Raw genomic sequence first — 16986 nt, 5'->3', positions numbered from 1 at the left:
AATATGAGAAAGAAAGCTTCTAAAAGTGTCCAATTGGTATTGATATCTTCCGTATTGGCTTCCTGTGGCCAACCGACTCAACCAACTCAGTCCGCAGCTGATGCGCAACGCGTGTTTATGCGTGCCGATACGACTGCTGCATATACCGAGGTTACCGAAAATTACAGCCAACAACGCACCTCATCTGGAGGTATGGGAACTGCTTTTCTTTGGTTTATGGCCTTCCGTCACCTTGGGGGCGGCTTAGGTTATGCGAATAATAACTTGCACCCCCAATCGGTGGTAGGTGCAAACGCGAGAAAGGCATCGGCTTTTCAGGCGCAAAGAGCTGGCTTTGGCCGATCTGCAGTATCTAATCCCTCTTCTTCCTACGGATCATAAATGCAGGTAAAAAACGTATCGATAGATCCGAATTGGAAATCTAGATTGGAATCCATTGGTTACGGTTATCATTCCTCGGACAATGTGCCTTATTGGGTAGATGATCGTTATTATGAAATCACCGCACATGAAGCAGACAGTATCTATCAAGCTACTGCTGACTTATGGCAGATGTGCCTCAAGGCAGTAGAGCATGTTATCCAGCATAAGCTCTATCATCTCTTTCATATCCCAGCCTATATGATACATCATATCGAGCGTTCTTGGGATAAGGACGACCCCTCCATCTATGGTAGGTTCGATTTTGCATATGATAGCCAGTCGAGGAAATTGAAAATGCTAGAATTTAACGCCGATACACCTACTTCACTTTTTGAAAGTGGTATCGTGCAATGGCATTGGAAAAACCACTATTTCTCTGAGTCTACCGATCAATACAATTCTATTCATGAGCAGTTGATCGAAAGCTGGAAATCGCTAAAACCGTATCTCAAAGGAGAAATCTTATACTTCTCCTGCGCAAAGGAAACACTTGAAGACCTTACAAACGTGGAGTACCTGAGGGATACGGCGATTCAGGCCGGCATACAGACGCAACTGATTTATATTGATGAGATTGGTTGGGATGGAAGAACCTTTGTCGATCTAGAAGGGTATGAAATTCAGTCCATATTTAAGTTGTACCCCTGGGAATGGATGGTCAACGAAGAATTTGGCCATAACATCGTCCAAGATATCAATGAGGCGCAATGGATCGAGCCCTCATGGAAAATGATTTTATCTAATAAAGCCATTCTTCCCATTTTATGGGAATTATTTCCCCACCACCCGAACTTATTAAAGTCGTACTTCGATAGCCCTAAGGGTATGCGTCACTATGTAAGAAAGCCTATTCTTTCGCGTGAGGGTGCCAATATAGAGATGTTCTATGATCGGGAAATGATTTACGAGACAGACGGCGCATACGGCGAGGAAGGCTATATCTATCAAGAACTGGCCACCATACATCGGGAAGAAACCGGTTTTTCTGTTATAGGTTCCTGGGTTATTGGCCAAGAAGCCTGCGGCATCAGTTTCAGAGAATCCGATATGCCGATTACCACCGATCAAAGTCGCTTCATACCGCATATCATTAAAAATTAGACCATACCTTGCTACGGTCGCATATTTTCATAAGCGTTGTATAGCCTATCGAACTGATGTTTTAAGCTTACTCGGCTAGGTTTGATATTGCTAGATTTTTCTAAATGGAGAATGAGGTGAAGGTATTGATGTAATGAAACGAATATATTATCTTTATGCACACAGCGTACTGTTATACTATGAAAAGATCCCTTTTACTACTTTTAATATTCACGACATTGTCGGGATATGCTCAAAATACGATTAACAACTATAAATACGTATTGGTGCCAGAGCAGTACAGTTTTTTTAAAGAAGTGAATCAATATAATCTAAATAGCCTGACAAAGACATTTTTGGAACAAAAAGGCTTTACCGTTTATTTCGATGATATAAATTTGCCAGCTGAGATTGCTAATAACAAGTGCAAAGCCCTGAATGCCGATCTTGCGGAAAAAAAAGGGTTGTTTACAACCACCCTTACATTGACATTAACAGACTGCCAAGGTAATGTAGTGTTTAAAGGCAAAGAAGGTAAAAGCCGAGAAAAGGAATTTGCGGCTTCGTACGGTGAGGCCTTAAAAAAAGCCTTTGTTTCTTTGAATGAGCTTCCCTATACATTTACCGGTGAAACCCAAGAGGTTGAAAGTATAAAGGCAGCGGAAGTAGTTGCAGCATCTGCAAATCCACCGGCAGTAGCGATCGAAAGTTTAGAATCTTCAAAAACTTTATATGCTCAGGCAACTGCAAACGGTTATCAATTGATCGATACCACGCCCAAAAAAGTGCTGACTCTTTTTAAAACCTCTGTGCCCGACTATTTTATTGCGGATAATGGTCAATTCAAAGGAATCGTACTGAAAAAAGAAGGGAAATGGTTATTTGAATATTACAACAATGATAAACTGATTTCTACAGAGTTACTGATTAAGTTTTAGGTTATACATTGACCAGCAATCGTATCGATTATATTTGCTGTTATTTTATATGTCATTCAAATTGATCGTCGATTTTGTGGCACATTGGAAAAAACTATTATAAAATCCTAACATAAATGGAAACTAGTTATATAAATAGTGTCATCAAGCAATTTAGATATTACAAGATTCTCGCTGAAAAAGCCATGGAACAATTGGACGATGAAAGTTTGTTCTGGCAATACAATGGAGAGAGTAACAGTATCGCTATTATTGTAAACCACATTTCCGGAAATATGCAATCGCGCTTTACCGATTTTCTTACATCAGATGGAGAAAAAGCGTGGAGAAACAGAGATGCTGAATTTGAACATACATTTCATGACAGGTCATCACTTATCGCTCATTGGGAAAAGGGATGGGAATGCCTAATTAATGTATTAAGCAGTTTGCGTAAAGCAGATCTGGAAAGCATTGTCTACATACGGAATGACGGTCACACAGTTATGGAAGCCCTAAACAGACAGTTGGCTCACTATCCCTACCACATCGGACAAATTGTTTACGTTGCGAAGATGGTGAAAAATGAGAAATGGAAAACGCTTTCCATAGCCCGTAACAGTTCTGCACAATACAACGAACGAAAATTTGAACAAGATAAAGAAAGACGACATTTTACCGACGATCTTTAAAGCTGCACCCTTGCATATGATAAAAATTCAAGAAAAACAAGCACTCGACAAGCTGGCGCAATCGGGAAAAGAATTTATAAGCTTATTTGATAGGAACAATCTCTCAGTCGAAATTTACAAACCCGACCTTGTAGATAAGCAGCAGCCCCACGATAAGGATGAATTTTATGTTGTCATCTCCGGTTCCGGAAGTTTTGAACTAAATGGCATACCTACTCCCTTTCAAGCAGGAGACTTCTTGTTTGTTCCAGCCTATGCCGCACACCGATTTGTCGAGTTTTCAGCAGACTTTGTCACTTGGGTCTTTTTTATAAAATAAATCTTTAATAACGCTTCCAAAAGAAGACCGGGCATTCCAGTTCAGTGATACAGGTAGCCGGCTTTTTAGTTATTTTTCAAACCGTTTCATAATAATATCACGTAGCTTTTCTTCATTTTCATCTCCCCATTGCCCTAAAACTGATATTACAGGAATTAGAGTCTTGCCAAAGTGCGTGAGACCATATTCCACTTTTGGAGGTACTACAGGGTAAATTTTTTTTCGAACGAGTCCGTGTTCTTCCAGCTCTTTCAATTGAATATTTAATACCCTTCTGGTTGCATCGGGGATTTTCCGTTGCAATTCACTTGGGCGTTGAAATCCTTCATTAATAAACCACAACAAACGAATTTTCCATTTCCCGTAGAGCACTTCACCAATTAGATCGAGTCCACAATTCAGGTTCGGTAAAATTTTCCTCTCATACATAGTTCAAATTTAGCCCTATGTTTTAAATTGTACAATAGGGGAATAATTTATCCCTATTCGAATCGCCTTTCCGTACTTGTATAAAGCGAACGTACGACGCAATTTTGTATAAAATATTCATCTATGGAAAACAGATTTAACTACAGTAACGAATTATCCGGTAAGATTGCTTTGGTAACAGGGGGTACCAAAGGAGCGGGCAAAGCCATTGCCGAAAGACTATCTAATGCAGGTGCTATGGTTATTATCACGGCAAGAAATGCACCTAAAGAACAAAACGAAAAACTTCATTTTATTTCGGCAGATTTAAGTAAAGCCGAAGAAACGCAGATCTTAGTAGATCGTATTCTCTCAAAATTCGCAAGACTCGATATCTTAGTAAACAACCTTGGCAGTTCTGAAACACAAGCCGGTGGGTTTTCCGTCTTAAGTGATGAAGATTGGGAACAAACCATCCAGACCAACCTTCTTGCACCTGTACGGTTGGATAAGGCGCTATTACCACAGATGCTAGCACAGGGGAGTGGCGTTATCATTCATATCGCATCCATCCAGGGAAGACTGCCTTTACATGATTCAACGCTGCCCTATGCCGCAGCAAAAGCGGGGTTAATAAATTACAGCAAAGGTTTGTCAAAAGAAGTCTCACCCAAAGGGATTCGTGTTTTAACCGTTTCGCCCGGTTGGATAAAAACCGAATCCGCAACAAGAATGATGGAACGTATTTCAGAAAGCGCAAATATTCCCATAGAACAAGCGATCCAAAGCGTAATGGACGCACTAGGCGGAATTCCTATAGGACGACCTGCATTACCCGAAGAAATTGCAGAATTTATCGGCTTTTTAGTATCTCCAAGAGCTAGTTATCTGACAGGGACAGAATACATTATTGACGGTGGTACCATACCCACCATTTAGAAACTTTTAAAAATAAATATCATGAACTTACCAAACACAATCGCAGCACTAGTAACGGCACAGGATAACTTTGATAGCCATCGTTACGCCAATTGTTTTTCTGAAACCGCCATCGTTTTAGATGAAGGAAAAACATACAACGGAAGAGCGGAAATACAGCGATGGATTCAAAAAGCCAACGACGAATTTAGAATAGTCATGAAGCCCCTTGAATATTCGGAAAGCGAAGAAACTTTAAAAGCAGAGGTCTCCGGAAATTTTGAAGGTAGCCCTGCAGTACTGACGTATCATTTTGCGCTTCACGAAGGGAAGATCCAATCATTAAAAATTACAGGATAAGATCTAAGCCGTATCGTATATCAAAAAAATCCTGAAGCGGGGAGCTTCAGGATTTTCTAACTAACCAATTATTAACCTAAATTATGAGTTAAGTATAGATCAAACTGCTTGCCAAACTTTTTAATATCATATTTTTGTTACGTAGGTGTATTACTCTATTTATTTATTTCCAGTTTTAGGAACTTGAAATATTGCTCACTTTAAAACGACTCCAAAAATTCAAGGTAAAGCGGTACACTTTTTTCGATCCATTCCGGGGAGGTATCCAATTCGATACCATAGTATGCAAAGAATGGCTGATAATCCGCTTTAACATATTCAAAGGTCAGATCGAACGGACGTGTCAAATCTTTCAATGTATATCTATATTTTTCGCCTGGATTATATTCATATTCATCTACACCTGCAGACATCGCCAAAGTCACCTTTTTCTCCGACATCTTATAGCCACTTTTGCTACCATATGCCCAGCCATAAATTAATACATCATCAATCCATTTTTTGAGTAGTGACGGGCAGCTATGCCAATAAACAGGAAATTGAAATACAATCTTGTCGTACTCTTCTATCATTTTTTGCTCCGCAATTACATCGATGTTTCCGTCAGGGTATACTTTATACAACTGATGAACAGTAAATTTTTCGGGGTATTTATTTAGCTCTTCCACCCATCTTTTGTTTACTAGTGAATTCTCAATATCGGGGTGTGTTACAATAATCAATGTCTTCATTTTTAAAATATTTATCACAAAAATAAACCACTTCCCCCTATATTTGTATGTTAGCGGCCATTTGTAAGGTACTATAAAAAATGTAAGTAAATGAGCAAGATCAAAGAAACATCGACAAACTTCGCCAATAAGCAAGCCCTGGCTGATGAATGCCCCGAGGCCTACGCTGCTAATATCATCGGCGGACAGTGGGCATTGGTAATCTGCTCCTGGCTATTTAACGGTAAATTACGATTTGGAGAGTTGAGAAAACTATTGCCCAACATCACCGAACGTATGCTGACCCTGCAGCTGAGGAAGCTAGAGGAATACAAAATAGTGAAGCGAACTGTCTACGCAGAAGTTCCCCCTCGCGTGGAATATGAGCTAACAGCAATAGGCTATGAGTTAAAACCTATCATCAAACAACTGGAGGAATGGGGAGCGAAGCATAGGGAACTGTCAGGAGAGAGCTAATTTTAGTGTCACCACGTTGCATATAACATATTTATGTAAATCAAAATATGACCGCTTTTTCATTACCTCGCCTAAAAGTTATAATGCGTTGCGATTAGGAACTAACCAGCTGTACAACAAACGTGTGATATACAATTGCAAGCATAGAGAAATTTTGGAATGAGCCGATTAGTAAAAATAATCGGCTCATATTTTTTCTACATTTGAGGTGATTAACAATTTTAATTGGCTCATATATGTATATTTGGCAATACAAAGACTTGGCTTAATCTAAACCTATCTTGGAGCGCTTGTATACCTATACGGGTATATTTCTTCTGAAAAATCTATTTTTATACCCTAAATGATATAATATATTTATTGGAGTACAGCCAAAATTATCACTTAGTTTAGCCGGTGAAAAAGGGAATAAACGATTAACTTTAGTCGGTCTTTGGGGAGATTATATTTTGAAACCACAATCCTCAGAATTTCCTTTTATGCCAGAGGTAGAAGATTTGACGTTGACCTTAGGCGGGCGAAAAAGAAAGATAAAGCGATCAGACTTCGATCAGTTTGCTATGAGTTTGGGTATTGCGGAACAGGTTCGGGACAACATTTATAAGGACTTCTCTGTTCGATCCGATCAAATTCAGGACTGGATTAACAAGAGCTTTTTGAATGGAGAAAATAAAGATCAATACTTTAAAATTATAATAAAAAAAATGCATCAAATTGGTTTATAGGTAGTTTACTGTCTTTTTTATAACAAAAAATCCTAAAGCGGGGAGCTTCGCAACATTTTTCCCTTTGCATTGTTAATACTAGAAAATAGGAAAAGACATGATCACAGAAATTATTTCACTTCCCGAGAACTTGATAGGCTTTGAAGCTAAGGGCGAAGTTACGGCAGACGATTTTAAAAATGTCGTCATCCCAAAGGTCACGGCTTTTATAGACCGGCACGATAAGATCAACTATATGTTGGTGTTGAATACTGACGTTAGCAATTTTACTACTGGTGCTTGGCTTCAGGACGCATGGCTAGGCTTAAAGGATCTTGCTAAGTGGAACCGGGCGGCCATTGTATCCGATAATGATACAATAAAAAAAATTACGGAAGTTTTTACCAAGGTTATGCCCGGTGAATTTAAGATATTCGAACATAACCGCTATAATGAAGCCGTACAATGGGCTAGCGAGCAGCTTGATTTATAAGGGCTTCGGGTCGCCATTAAAGTTACTTAATGTTTTCTATTGACAAGGTTTGTCGTACGAGAATGATGGAATAACCAAAGTCCGTAAAAATTACACGATAAAAAAAAATCCTGAAGCGGGGAGCTTCAGGATTTTCTAACTAACCAATTATTAACCTAAATTATGAATACTATATAAACGACAGCAGCTGGCAGAATATTACAGCACCTGGAAGAATTAACAAAAACTTAACATTTATTACTGCATCAGTGCTTGCACGATCGGTAAATCAGCTGCCGCCCAGTCGTAACTTAATAGCTCATTACAATCCACCCATATGGCTTTTGCATGTTCGGTCGGATGCGGCTCGCCTCCGGATAATGTACATTCAAAAGGGTAGAGGCAGATTGCGAATTCCGGATAATGGTACTCCACCATACTCAGCTCTCGACCCAAGGTTACATCAATACCGAGCTCTTCTTTGATCTCGCGCATCAGGCATTCTTCTTTGCTTTCGCCCTGCTCGATTTTACCGCCAGGGAATTCCCATTTCAGCGGCAGTTTCATAGATGCAGAGCGTTGACAGATTAAAATCGTATTGTTTCGTCTGATAATAGCACAGGTAACGTGTAGCATGGTTAAAGATAACGAAAAATCCGATGGTCAACTCAACTTTGCAATCTTCATGTTCTTCCTTGGATAACTCAAACATGAAATCAAGAGGAAAGCGATTTATATTCCTTCGTAATTGTCGTTTTAGTCGTTTGCTTTCCATGCAGTACAACTCCGCCAAATCTCGGTCGCGTCCCTTCAACGAGTTTGCTGTTTAGTACTGTTGATTGGTTTCTCGCCACTCCCTGGCGGTGAATCCAAATAAGGCAACATTTAGAAGATCGGCTTCTGTAGCATAGACGATTCCAGCTTGTCGTTTGGTTACCTCTCGGGGTATCAGGTTTTCTTTGATAGCATCCGTATGGATATGGTAATTGATTTTTGATAATGTACGTTGAAGATTCCATTCTAGTTTTAAGCGATCGTTTTCCTCGTCTTTGAGACGTTGGAACTCTTTGATGACATACAACTTAAACTCAATAGAAATCCATGCGGCGAATTCTAGCGCGATATCTTTGTGAGCAAATGTTCCTCCGTATCTACCAGATTTTGAAACTATGCCCACTGCATTTGTACTTTCAATCCATCGCTTGGGAGTCATCACAAAACTGTTCAATCCAGCTTGTTTTCTAAACCCGTCGAATTCGACGGGTTTAAAATATGGGTTGTATATTGTCTCCCAAAAGCCTAAGAGTTCAATTGTATTTCGGTTTCTCATCCAGTTTTTAACCAGATCGTCAGTATGATTTGAATCTTTGTGTCTTGCGATGTCCGTAAGTGATATGAAATCTTCATGGTTATTTTGATACAACAGTATATCAACTCCTTTGACGTTTATCTTTTTATTCTTACTCATAAAATTCCCCATATTTATAATTCGCTATTAGCTAGCGGTCACATATTTTAAACTTAATGCATGGATATCAAATTTTTGACGATATAAATTCACTAAAAATATTAGTTATTAAATTGTGGCAATGCTCAAGTATATGCTGAAAAGCACTCTCTCGATATATGAGATTACGCAGATATTGGGTGTCTCCGTTTTCGATAAGAGATATACACGATATTGTGCAGGAGTAAAAAAAGCTGTAGTATTCTGGCGTTGGTAAAGAAACTGAGAAAAAAAGGTGTTCACTAGGGATTCAAGCTCAGCATGATCATGATGGCAACAGTAAGCTTCAGGTTTTCCTTTAGATAAGACCGGATGTAACGGCTCGATTTCACGACATGACTATTTACCGTATCTGTGGTGATGCCCAAAATCTGGCTGGCTTCTTTATAACTCTTACCTTCAATTTTACATAAAGTAAATACCTGCTTCTGTTGTGGACTTAATTTATTGATCGCTTCAGTGAGAATAAAATTTGTTTCTTTTACATTATAGGCTTCTTCGGTATGCAGGTAATAGTCTACTGAATTGATCATTAAACTCGCCACAAGCCGTTTATCGCAGGCCACTTTCCGCATGTAGTCATAAACCAGATTATTGGCTATAGTATATAGGAAAGATTTAAAAGATAGTTCTGGATTGATCACATCGCGTTTTTGCCAGATTTTTAAAAACAAATCCTGAAGGAGCTCTTCTGTGACAGAACTGTCTTTGACAATACTAAAAATTCGTTGATATAGCGTTTTAGCATACATCATATAGATCTCGTTAAAAGCCGGTTCGCTACCTTGTCTGAGTTTTAAAAGCAAATCTTTGGATTCCTCTATTTCTATGACATTCATACCTATGTTTAAATTCGCCCTGGCCAGTTTACCTCTAAGTAATTGATTGTGTCGATCAACCTAAGAACAAATTAAGCAAAAAAATAATCAATGGAAGAATTAATTGAACAGATTATGACTTGAATATTTGAGGTTTTATAATCAGCTTGCAATCTTCCCGTAGCTTTTTTTAGGAAAGATTACAAATTGAATTCCTATTTAGATCTAAATAATGTTTTTGCAAAACTCAATTATTAAAGGTGGAACAATTGTGATTTTAAAAATAATGTGTTTGATAAACAGTTTGTTAGGTTTTTTTCTAAAAAAGAACTCAATGGACTTTATTTTTGATTCGTATTACTTGTATATAAAGCCTGTATTAACTATGGATGAATTAAACGATCTCTTCAAAAGATATATCAACAACGAATGTACGAAAGAGGAAATCAAATACCTGATGAAGTCATTTGATATATCTGATAACCAAGTAGAGCTAAAACAGGCTATTAACGAACATTTAAGAAGTCAGCATCAGGGCGAAGAATTGACAGGGGTTGATGAACGTATTCTCCACGTATATCAGAATTTAAAAGAGAGGATTACCGAAGAAGGGGAGGAAGACCGTGTCCTAGTTGTCAAATGGTCAAAGGTTTTTTCGGTTGCTGCAGCCATTTTAATAATTCTCGGAGGATCGTATTTGTTTATGCTTTCAGATATAAACCAATCTCTTGTGGAGATTGCAGAGATAGCTAAACCGAAAGTGATAGAGCCGGGTGGTAATAAAGCGATACTTACGCTAGCTGATGGCACTCAGGTCGTACTTGAACAGGCCGTAAATGGATTTATTTCTGGAACGGGGGGAGCAATTAGTAAAACTGCAGATGGTATAATAGAAATAGGGAATATGGAAGCTGCGGAAAACACCATACAGATATTGACATTGGAAACGCCAAGGGGAGGGCAGTATCAACTCAACCTGCCGGATGGAACAAGAGCTTGGCTAAATTCGGCATCTTCTATCAGCTTCCCGTCGTCGTTTGACGGTGATGAACGAAAGGTGGAAATTACAGGTGAGGTCTATTTTGAAGTGGCCAGTCAAAAAGAAGATCCAGTGAATGCGCAGTCTCAAAAATTCGTTCCTTTCATCGTTAAAGTACCTTCTAAAGGAGATAAGTATGGACAAGAGATCAAAGTACTCGGTACCCATTTTAATGTAAATTCATATCCCGAAGAGGGCGATTACACAACAACATTGATAGAAGGTTCCGTAAGAGTGAGTAGTTTGAATGCCACCGGCAAGCTGGTCGACTCTAAGTTGCTCAGTCCCGGCCAACAATCAAAAGTCGGCAGCAACATAAGGGTATCAAAAGTGGATGTTCAACAGCAGGTCGCATGGAAAGACGACTTAATCTCTTTTGTGGACGCCGATATCGAAAGTATTATGCGACAGGTGGCGAGATGGTATAATGTAGAGGTCGAATATTCAACGCTGTTGCCTCCAAGAATATTTACAGGAAAAATATCCAGAAGTTCAAACCTAAATCAGCTTCTGGAGATCCTAGAAAAGAGCAATATCCATTTTGAAGTGAAAGGCAGAAAGATAACCGTTTTGCCTTAAAATAGTTATTAACTAAATAAGCTAACCAAATAAACTAAAACAGAGATGAAACAGTACTACTAAAGATCAACTGATACAGAAAAAGCCGGTCTGCGCGAACATCCCGGCTTTACTCTGCTGTATGACGGCAGAAATCTGGGCCCATGTAAAATTCTTAATCTTCTAAACAAACAACCCAAACATTCAAAAGTATGAATTTTTTTGCAATTCGGGAGCTACTTTACCCCGATCCTAAGCCAATTACTAAGATTTTTCTGATTATGAAATTGACAGTATTATTTTTGATAATCACCTGTTTACAGGTCAGTGCGACAGTGAAAGCACAAAAAATTACATTATCAGAAAAAAACAGTTCGTTAAAAAAGGTCTTCAATAAGATAGAAACCCAGAGTGGGTATTATTTCTGGTATGAGAACGAAATATTGATAGGTACCTCACCAGTAGATATCAACTTAAAAAATGCGACACTAAAGGAAACCCTTGAAGCTACTTTGAAAGGTCAGAACCTAACTTTTTCTATCGTCGATAAGACAATCGTACTGGAGAGGAAGAAGGTCGTGGCCGCCGTTTCTAGAGAGATTAAAGGTACAGTATCTGATACTACTGGTTATTTACCGGGCGTTTCTATTGTCGTTAAGGGTAAGCCTGGTATTGGAACGACTTCTGATGTTAATGGACAGTATATACTGGATGTACCTGATGAAGAAGATGTCTTGGTATTCTCAAGGGTTGGTTTTATTAGTCAGGAAGTTTCCGTTAAAGGAAAAAGTACAATTGATGTTACGTTGAAGGCGTCTGATAACATCTTGGACGACGTTGTAGTTGTTGCTTTCGGAACACAAAAGCGAACGGACATGATCGGATCGGTTACCTCAATAAAACCATCCGATTTGAAAGTACCTTCCAGCAATCTGACCACTGCATTGGCCGGTAGAGCTGCTGGTGTAATCGCCTATCAGCGTAGTGGTGAGCCGGGAGCGGATAATGCCGACTTCTTTGTACGTGGGGTTACTACTTTCGGTTATAAAACCACTCCATTGATATTAATTGATGGGATAGAGCTTAGTACCACCGACCTCGCGCGTTTGCAGCCGGATGATATTGCGAGCTTTTCCATCATGAAAGATGCCACCTCTACGGCTCTTTATGGTGCGCGGGGTGCCAATGGGGTGATTTTAGTAACGACCAAACAGGGAGCAGTAGGCAGAGCCAGTTTGTCGCTTCGGCTGGAAAACTCGATATCCGCACCTACCCAAAATATCGAACTGGCGGATCCAATCACATACATGAAAATGGCAAATGAGTCCATCTTGACCCGTGACCCTTTGGGCCAAACGCTTTACTCTGATGATAAGATAGAGAACACCGTGAATGGTGCAAACCCTTATATATACCCCGCAAATGACTGGCGCGAAATCATGTTTAAAGACTACACGAACAATCAGCGTGTCAACCTGAACGTCAGTGGCGGCGGTGGCGTGGCCCGCTATTTTGTATCCGGATCTTTCAATAGAGACAATGGGATTATGAAAGTGGACCGTAGGAACAACTTCAACAACAATATCGATTTAAAAAGTTATTCCTTGCGATCGAACATTACGATCGACCTGACCAAAACCACAGAGATGTTGGTGCGATTGAGTGGCACGTTTGACGATTATGTCGGTCCGATTGACGGAGGAGCAGACATGTACCGTAAAGTCATGCGTTCCAATCCGGTGCTTTTCCCTGCATACTATCCTATGGATGACGATCATCAATATGTCAAGCACATCATGTTTGGTAATTTTCGCAAGGGTGACGTAGCCGGCTACATCAATCCGTATGCAGACATGACCAAAGGATACAAAGACTATCAAAGATCGCTAATGCTTGCTCAATTGGAGCTCAAACAAGATCTAAAAGCATTTACTGAGGGGCTTTCCTTTCGGGTGATGATGAACACCAACCGCTCTTCCTATTTTGGCATAAGCCGGTTTTATAACCCTTTCTTTTATGAGCTGAGTGCCTATGACCGCATTGCAGATCAGTATAGTATCAAACCGATCAATGAAAATACCGCAACGGAATACCTAGGTTATCGCGAAGATAATCGCGACATCAGTTCCGTATTCTATATGGAGTCGATGTTAAACTACAACCGTACATTTGGCAATAAACACAATCTAAGTGGTTTACTCGTGTATATCATGCGCAGCAACTCCAACGCAAATGCTGCCGATTTGCAACTCTCTTTACCTTTCCGCAACTTAGGTTTGTCGGGCCGTACTACATATGCCTATGACAATCGCTATTTTGCAGAGTTTAACTTTGGGTACAACGGTTCCGAGCGTTTTCATGAAAGCAAGCGATTCGGCTTTTTTCCATCTTTCGGCGTGGCATGGAGTGTGAGCAACGAGAAGTTTTTTGAACCTTTAAAGAATACATTTACGAACCTCCGGTTGCGTGCCACCTATGGGTTGATCGGAAACGATGCGATTGGATCCCCTCAAGACCGGTTTTTCTACCTGTCAAACGTCAATATGAATAACGAGGACCGTGCTGCTATTTTTGGCAATGGTGTCACCAATCACCGCCTCCCCGGTGTATCTCTTTCCCGCTATGCCAACAGTGATATCACTTGGGAAACGGCCGCGAAACGCAATATAGCCCTCGAATTGGGGCTCTTCAACAAAGTAAATATCATCGCCGAATATTTTGAGGAATACCGGAAAAACATCTTGATGACCCGAGCCTCTATACCCACGACCATGGGTTTTGCGGCACCGATTATGGCCAATGTGGGTGAAGCGTCTGGAAGAGGGGTCGATGCCTCCGTAGACTATTCTCATTCCTTTGCCAACGGATTGTGGTTATCCGCTAGGGGTAACTTTACCTATGCCACGGGGCGTTATGAGGTGTACGAAGAACCCCAATACCTCGAATCTTACCGTTACCGCGCCGGTCAGCAGATTTCTCAACAGTACGGATATATTGCAGAACGTTTATTTACGGATGACGCCGAGGCGGAGAATTCGCCGAAACAAAACTTTGGTGAATATGGTGGGGGTGACATTAAATACCTGGATGTGAATAGCGATGGGCAGATCACGTCTGCAGATATGGTTCCCATCGGAAATCCCACTACACCGCAGATTGTTTATGGGTTTGGTTTTTCAGCCGGATTCAAAGGATTTGATGCCTCTGCTTTTTTCCAGGGTTTGGCCAATGAGTCTTTTTGGATAGATGCAGCAGCAACTTCTCCATTCAACAATGAAACACAAGTAATGCAGGCTTATGCAGATAGCTATTGGTCAGAAGACAAACGCGACATCTACGCATTATGGCCACGGTTGAGCCCAAATATCAACAACAATAACAATCAACGAAGCACTTGGTTTATGCGTGATGGATCTTTTCTTAGGCTCAAGCAGGTCGAAGTGGGCTATACACTACCCGAAAAGTGGAGTACACGTCTATATATGAGTAATCTACGTATTTATGTCAACGGAACAAACCTACTGAACCTGAGTAGTTTTGATTTATGGGATCCCGAGATGGGTGGAAATGGATTGGGCTATCCCCTCCAGCGTGTGTTTAATTTCGGTCTCAACATGAAGTTTTAATGTTCAGTAAATCAATAAAAAAAGTATTCTGATGAAAAAGTACATCATATCGATAATAAACTCATTTTTGCTGCTTACACTTCTTTTAGGCTGCCAGAAATACCTCGACGTAGTACCCGACAACGTGGCTACGATAGACAATGCGTTTGCGATGCGGGCACAGGCCGAAAAGTTCCTTTACACCTGTTACTCTTACATGCCCAGAGATGCCAATGGTCATGAAAACCCCGCTTTTAGTGGTGCAGATGAAATTTGGCGTAGACCAAACAGTGCGGGTGAGATGTGGAACATTGCCCGCGGGATGCAAAACATTGTAAACCCTTTCGGAAACGGTTACTGGAATAATATGTTCCGTGCGCTGCGGGACTGCAACATCTTTTTGGAAAACATCAATCGTGTTCCGGATATAGAAGAATCCGAGCGTAACCGCTGGATTGCAGAAGTTAAAGTACTCAAAGCGTATTATCATTTTTACCTCGTACGGATGTATGGTCCGATACCGATGGTAAAAGTTAACCTACCCATAGACGCCACCACGGAAATGGTGCGTGTACACAGAGATCCTGTGGATTCGTGCTTCAATTATATGGTTCAACTTTTGGACGAGGCGGCAATTGACAATAATCTTCCTGACGAGATTGTCGATCCATCCCGATATGGACGTATTACGACGCCGATTGCGCTCTCCTTAAAAGCAAAAATTTTGGTAACCGCTGCCAGCCCGCTTTTCAATGGCAATACCGATCAGGCGGCCTTACGCAACTTGGATGGAACACAATTATTCAATCAGGAGGTATCGCTTAAAAAATGGCAAGATGCAGCCGAAGCTTGTCGCGAAGCCATAGAAATAAGCGAAGCCAACGGAATAGAACTGTATTATTTCCAGGGCAATGTCGCCCAAGGTACATTATCAGATACCATACGTACGCAACTAAGCATTCGCAACAGTCTCGCCCAACGGTGGAATGGCGAAGTGATTTGGGCAAATACACAAAGTCAATCCGATGCACTGCAGCTTCTGGCGAATATCGGTGGATTGAACCCCGCTTATGGAGACAACGTATCCTCTAGTCAAGCCTTAGGCCCACCGCTGAAAATCGTCGAAATGTTTTACAGCAAGAACGGTGTGCCGATCAACGAAGACAAGTCCTGGGATTATGCCGGTCGCTACGGACTCAAAAGAGCAACAGAAAAAGACAAACTGTATGTTCGGACAAGTTATACGACAGCAAACTTACACTTTGACAGAGAGCCGAGATTTTATGCCGATTTGGCATTCGACGGAGGAGTATGGTATGGTCAAGGAAGGTATGACGACAAAAAACCAGATGATTTGTTCTATTTGATGGCTAAAAGCAAACAGCTTCATGGTCAGGGCGATCCAACTTTTGGTATTGTTACGGGATATCTGATCAAGAAAATCATCCATTACCAAAATGTAGAGGGGCATGTTAGAGAGTATTCTGTAAATCCCTACCCTTGGCCGATCATCAGACTTGCCGACCTGTACTTGATGTACGCTGAAGCATTGAATGAAGCCGAGGGACCAGTAGCCGATGTCTTTACATATGTCGACCGTGTACGCGAACGCGCTGGCCTCCTGCCCGTGGCAGAGTCATGGAATACGCATTCGACACGTCCAGATAAGTATACAACTATCAACGGCATGCGCGAAATCATACAACAAGAACGGATGATTGAACTGGCGTTCGAAGGCCACCGATTTTGGGATCTTCGCCGTTGGAAACTCGCTGTCCAAACGCTGAATGCACCGATCAGGAGCTGGGATCTCATTCAGGAAAGCGCCGAAGCCTATTATCGTCCGAAAGTGATTTGGAACCAGACCTTCAGCAACCGGGATTACTTCTGGCCAATTTCCGAAAATAACGTTACTGTAAACCCCAATCTGGTCCAAAATTTAGGATGGTAAATTTGAACAGATTTAAATATTAAGCACG

Annotated in this window: 19 protein-coding genes; 13 read left to right on the top strand and 6 right to left on the bottom strand. The window is 40.7% G+C overall.

Annotation, left to right across the window (positions count from 1 at the left end; translation table 11 throughout):
• Positions 1-3 precede the first annotated feature (3 nt).
• The 5 genes from C4F40_RS06165 to C4F40_RS06145 all read left to right on the top strand — a co-directional run bounded on the left by C4F40_RS06165 (position 4) and on the right by C4F40_RS06145 (position 3431).
• Entirely contained in the window at positions 4-381 is a 378-nt protein-coding gene (locus C4F40_RS06165) for a hypothetical protein (protein ID WP_196938476.1), read from the top strand.
• Positions 382-1524 carry a glutathionylspermidine synthase family protein gene (locus C4F40_RS06160; RefSeq protein ID WP_196938475.1) on the top strand — a complete coding sequence of 381 codons (1143 nt, stop codon included), beginning with the start codon at positions 382-384 and terminating at the stop codon, positions 1522-1524.
• A 296-nt stretch (positions 1525-1820) separates the two neighbouring features.
• On the top strand, positions 1821-2441 hold the full coding sequence (locus C4F40_RS06155) for a hypothetical protein (RefSeq protein ID WP_231389939.1): 621 nt from the start codon (positions 1821-1823) through the stop codon (positions 2439-2441).
• A gap of 116 nt (positions 2442-2557) precedes the next feature.
• Positions 2558-3112: a DUF1572 family protein gene (locus C4F40_RS06150; protein WP_196938473.1), complete on the top strand. Its 555-nt coding sequence runs from the start codon at positions 2558-2560 to the stop codon at positions 3110-3112.
• A gap of 16 nt (positions 3113-3128) precedes the next feature.
• A complete protein-coding gene (locus tag C4F40_RS06145; protein WP_196938472.1) occupies positions 3129-3431 on the top strand; it encodes a cupin domain-containing protein in 303 nt (100 codons plus the stop codon).
• A 69-nt stretch (positions 3432-3500) separates the two neighbouring features.
• On the opposite strand, the gene C4F40_RS06140 is transcribed toward C4F40_RS06145, so the two are convergent.
• Complete coding sequence (locus C4F40_RS06140) at positions 3501-3860, bottom strand: winged helix-turn-helix transcriptional regulator (protein ID WP_196938471.1); 360 nt, start codon at positions 3858-3860, stop codon at positions 3501-3503.
• A gap of 123 nt (positions 3861-3983) precedes the next feature.
• On the opposite strand from C4F40_RS06140, the gene C4F40_RS06135 reads away from it, so the two are divergent.
• Complete coding sequence (locus C4F40_RS06135; RefSeq protein ID WP_196938470.1) at positions 3984-4778, top strand: SDR family oxidoreductase; 795 nt, start codon at positions 3984-3986, stop codon at positions 4776-4778.
• Positions 4779-4799: 21 nt separating this feature from the next.
• Positions 4800-5117, top strand: a complete 318-nt coding sequence (locus tag C4F40_RS06130; protein WP_196938469.1) for a nuclear transport factor 2 family protein — start codon at positions 4800-4802, stop codon at positions 5115-5117.
• A gap of 200 nt (positions 5118-5317) precedes the next feature.
• Here C4F40_RS06130 and C4F40_RS06125 read toward each other — a convergent pair whose 3' ends face one another.
• On the bottom strand, positions 5318-5848 hold the full coding sequence (locus C4F40_RS06125) for an NAD(P)H-dependent oxidoreductase (RefSeq protein ID WP_196938468.1): 531 nt from the start codon (positions 5846-5848) through the stop codon (positions 5318-5320).
• A gap of 90 nt (positions 5849-5938) precedes the next feature.
• Between C4F40_RS06125 and C4F40_RS06120 the strand changes: the two genes are divergently transcribed.
• From C4F40_RS06120 to C4F40_RS06110, 3 genes are all read left to right on the top strand, one after another.
• Complete coding sequence (locus C4F40_RS06120) at positions 5939-6304, top strand: winged helix-turn-helix transcriptional regulator (RefSeq protein WP_196938467.1); 366 nt, start codon at positions 5939-5941, stop codon at positions 6302-6304.
• Between the two features lie 479 nt (positions 6305-6783).
• Positions 6784-7029, top strand: coding sequence for a hypothetical protein (locus tag C4F40_RS06115; RefSeq protein ID WP_196938466.1), 246 nt, complete (start codon positions 6784-6786; stop codon positions 7027-7029).
• A 97-nt stretch (positions 7030-7126) separates the two neighbouring features.
• On the top strand, positions 7127-7501 hold the full coding sequence (locus tag C4F40_RS06110; protein ID WP_196938465.1) for a SpoIIAA family protein: 375 nt from the start codon (positions 7127-7129) through the stop codon (positions 7499-7501).
• A gap of 237 nt (positions 7502-7738) precedes the next feature.
• On the opposite strand, the gene C4F40_RS06105 is transcribed toward C4F40_RS06110, so the two are convergent.
• The 4 genes from C4F40_RS06105 to C4F40_RS06090 all read right to left on the bottom strand — a co-directional run bounded on the left by C4F40_RS06105 (position 7739) and on the right by C4F40_RS06090 (position 9826).
• Positions 7739-8116: a (deoxy)nucleoside triphosphate pyrophosphohydrolase gene (locus tag C4F40_RS06105; RefSeq protein WP_196938464.1), complete on the bottom strand. Its 378-nt coding sequence runs from the start codon at positions 8114-8116 to the stop codon at positions 7739-7741.
• A complete protein-coding gene (locus C4F40_RS06100; RefSeq protein WP_196939276.1) occupies positions 8010-8255 on the bottom strand; it encodes an ORF6N domain-containing protein in 246 nt (81 codons plus the stop codon). The genes C4F40_RS06105 and C4F40_RS06100 overlap by 107 nt, the downstream gene beginning before the upstream one ends.
• 51 nt (positions 8256-8306) lie before the next feature.
• Positions 8307-8948: a KilA-N domain-containing protein gene (locus C4F40_RS06095; RefSeq protein ID WP_196938463.1), complete on the bottom strand. Its 642-nt coding sequence runs from the start codon at positions 8946-8948 to the stop codon at positions 8307-8309.
• Between the two features lie 281 nt (positions 8949-9229).
• Positions 9230-9826: an RNA polymerase sigma factor gene (locus tag C4F40_RS06090; RefSeq protein ID WP_196938462.1), complete on the bottom strand. Its 597-nt coding sequence runs from the start codon at positions 9824-9826 to the stop codon at positions 9230-9232.
• A 313-nt stretch (positions 9827-10139) separates the two neighbouring features.
• On the opposite strand from C4F40_RS06090, the gene C4F40_RS06085 reads away from it, so the two are divergent.
• From C4F40_RS06085 to C4F40_RS06075, 3 genes are all read left to right on the top strand, one after another.
• Positions 10140-11423 (top strand): FecR family protein, encoded by a 1284-nt coding sequence (locus C4F40_RS06085; protein ID WP_196938461.1) that lies wholly within the window; start codon positions 10140-10142, stop codon positions 11421-11423.
• A gap of 260 nt (positions 11424-11683) precedes the next feature.
• Positions 11684-15028, top strand: coding sequence for a TonB-dependent receptor (locus C4F40_RS06080; protein ID WP_231389938.1), 3345 nt, complete (start codon positions 11684-11686; stop codon positions 15026-15028).
• A gap of 31 nt (positions 15029-15059) precedes the next feature.
• Positions 15060-16958, top strand: coding sequence for a RagB/SusD family nutrient uptake outer membrane protein (locus C4F40_RS06075; RefSeq protein ID WP_196938459.1), 1899 nt, complete (start codon positions 15060-15062; stop codon positions 16956-16958).
• The last annotated feature ends 28 nt before the right edge of the window (positions 16959-16986 follow it).

This window comes from Sphingobacterium pedocola, from assembly GCF_015209965.1.
Taxonomy (GTDB): domain Bacteria; phylum Bacteroidota; class Bacteroidia; order Sphingobacteriales; family Sphingobacteriaceae; genus Sphingobacterium; species Sphingobacterium pedocola.
Note: the sequence above shows the minus strand (reverse complement) of the source record. Positions and strands in the feature narration are given on the sequence as shown.

Excerpts from the sequence above, each read along its gene's own strand:
- C4F40_RS06125 (WP_196938468.1), bottom strand. The coding sequence starts at position 5,848 with ATGAAGACATTGATTATTGTAACACACCCCGATATTGAGAATTCACTA.
- C4F40_RS06150 (WP_196938473.1), top strand. The coding sequence starts at position 2,558 with ATGGAAACTAGTTATATAAATAGTGTCATCAAGCAATTTAGATATTAC.
- C4F40_RS06140 (WP_196938471.1), bottom strand. The coding sequence starts at position 3,860 with ATGTATGAGAGGAAAATTTTACCGAACCTGAATTGTGGACTCGATCTA.
- C4F40_RS06145 (WP_196938472.1), top strand. The coding sequence starts at position 3,129 with ATGATAAAAATTCAAGAAAAACAAGCACTCGACAAGCTGGCGCAATCG.
- C4F40_RS06080 (WP_231389938.1), top strand. The coding sequence starts at position 11,684 with ATGAAATTGACAGTATTATTTTTGATAATCACCTGTTTACAGGTCAGT.
- C4F40_RS06095 (WP_196938463.1), bottom strand. The coding sequence starts at position 8,948 with ATGAGTAAGAATAAAAAGATAAACGTCAAAGGAGTTGATATACTGTTG.
- C4F40_RS06135 (WP_196938470.1), top strand. The coding sequence starts at position 3,984 with ATGGAAAACAGATTTAACTACAGTAACGAATTATCCGGTAAGATTGCT.
- C4F40_RS06075 (WP_196938459.1), top strand. The coding sequence starts at position 15,060 with ATGAAAAAGTACATCATATCGATAATAAACTCATTTTTGCTGCTTACA.
- C4F40_RS06090 (WP_196938462.1), bottom strand. The coding sequence starts at position 9,826 with ATGAATGTCATAGAAATAGAGGAATCCAAAGATTTGCTTTTAAAACTC.
- C4F40_RS06120 (WP_196938467.1), top strand. The coding sequence starts at position 5,939 with ATGAGCAAGATCAAAGAAACATCGACAAACTTCGCCAATAAGCAAGCC.
- C4F40_RS06110 (WP_196938465.1), top strand. The coding sequence starts at position 7,127 with ATGATCACAGAAATTATTTCACTTCCCGAGAACTTGATAGGCTTTGAA.
- C4F40_RS06115 (WP_196938466.1), top strand. The coding sequence starts at position 6,784 with ATGCCAGAGGTAGAAGATTTGACGTTGACCTTAGGCGGGCGAAAAAGA.
- C4F40_RS06100 (WP_196939276.1), bottom strand. The coding sequence starts at position 8,255 with ATGGAAAGCAAACGACTAAAACGACAATTACGAAGGAATATAAATCGC.
- C4F40_RS06085 (WP_196938461.1), top strand. The coding sequence starts at position 10,140 with ATGGACTTTATTTTTGATTCGTATTACTTGTATATAAAGCCTGTATTA.
- C4F40_RS06105 (WP_196938464.1), bottom strand. The coding sequence starts at position 8,116 with ATGCTACACGTTACCTGTGCTATTATCAGACGAAACAATACGATTTTA.
- C4F40_RS06160 (WP_196938475.1), top strand. The coding sequence starts at position 382 with ATGCAGGTAAAAAACGTATCGATAGATCCGAATTGGAAATCTAGATTG.
- C4F40_RS06130 (WP_196938469.1), top strand. The coding sequence starts at position 4,800 with ATGAACTTACCAAACACAATCGCAGCACTAGTAACGGCACAGGATAAC.
- C4F40_RS06165 (WP_196938476.1), top strand. The coding sequence starts at position 4 with ATGAGAAAGAAAGCTTCTAAAAGTGTCCAATTGGTATTGATATCTTCC.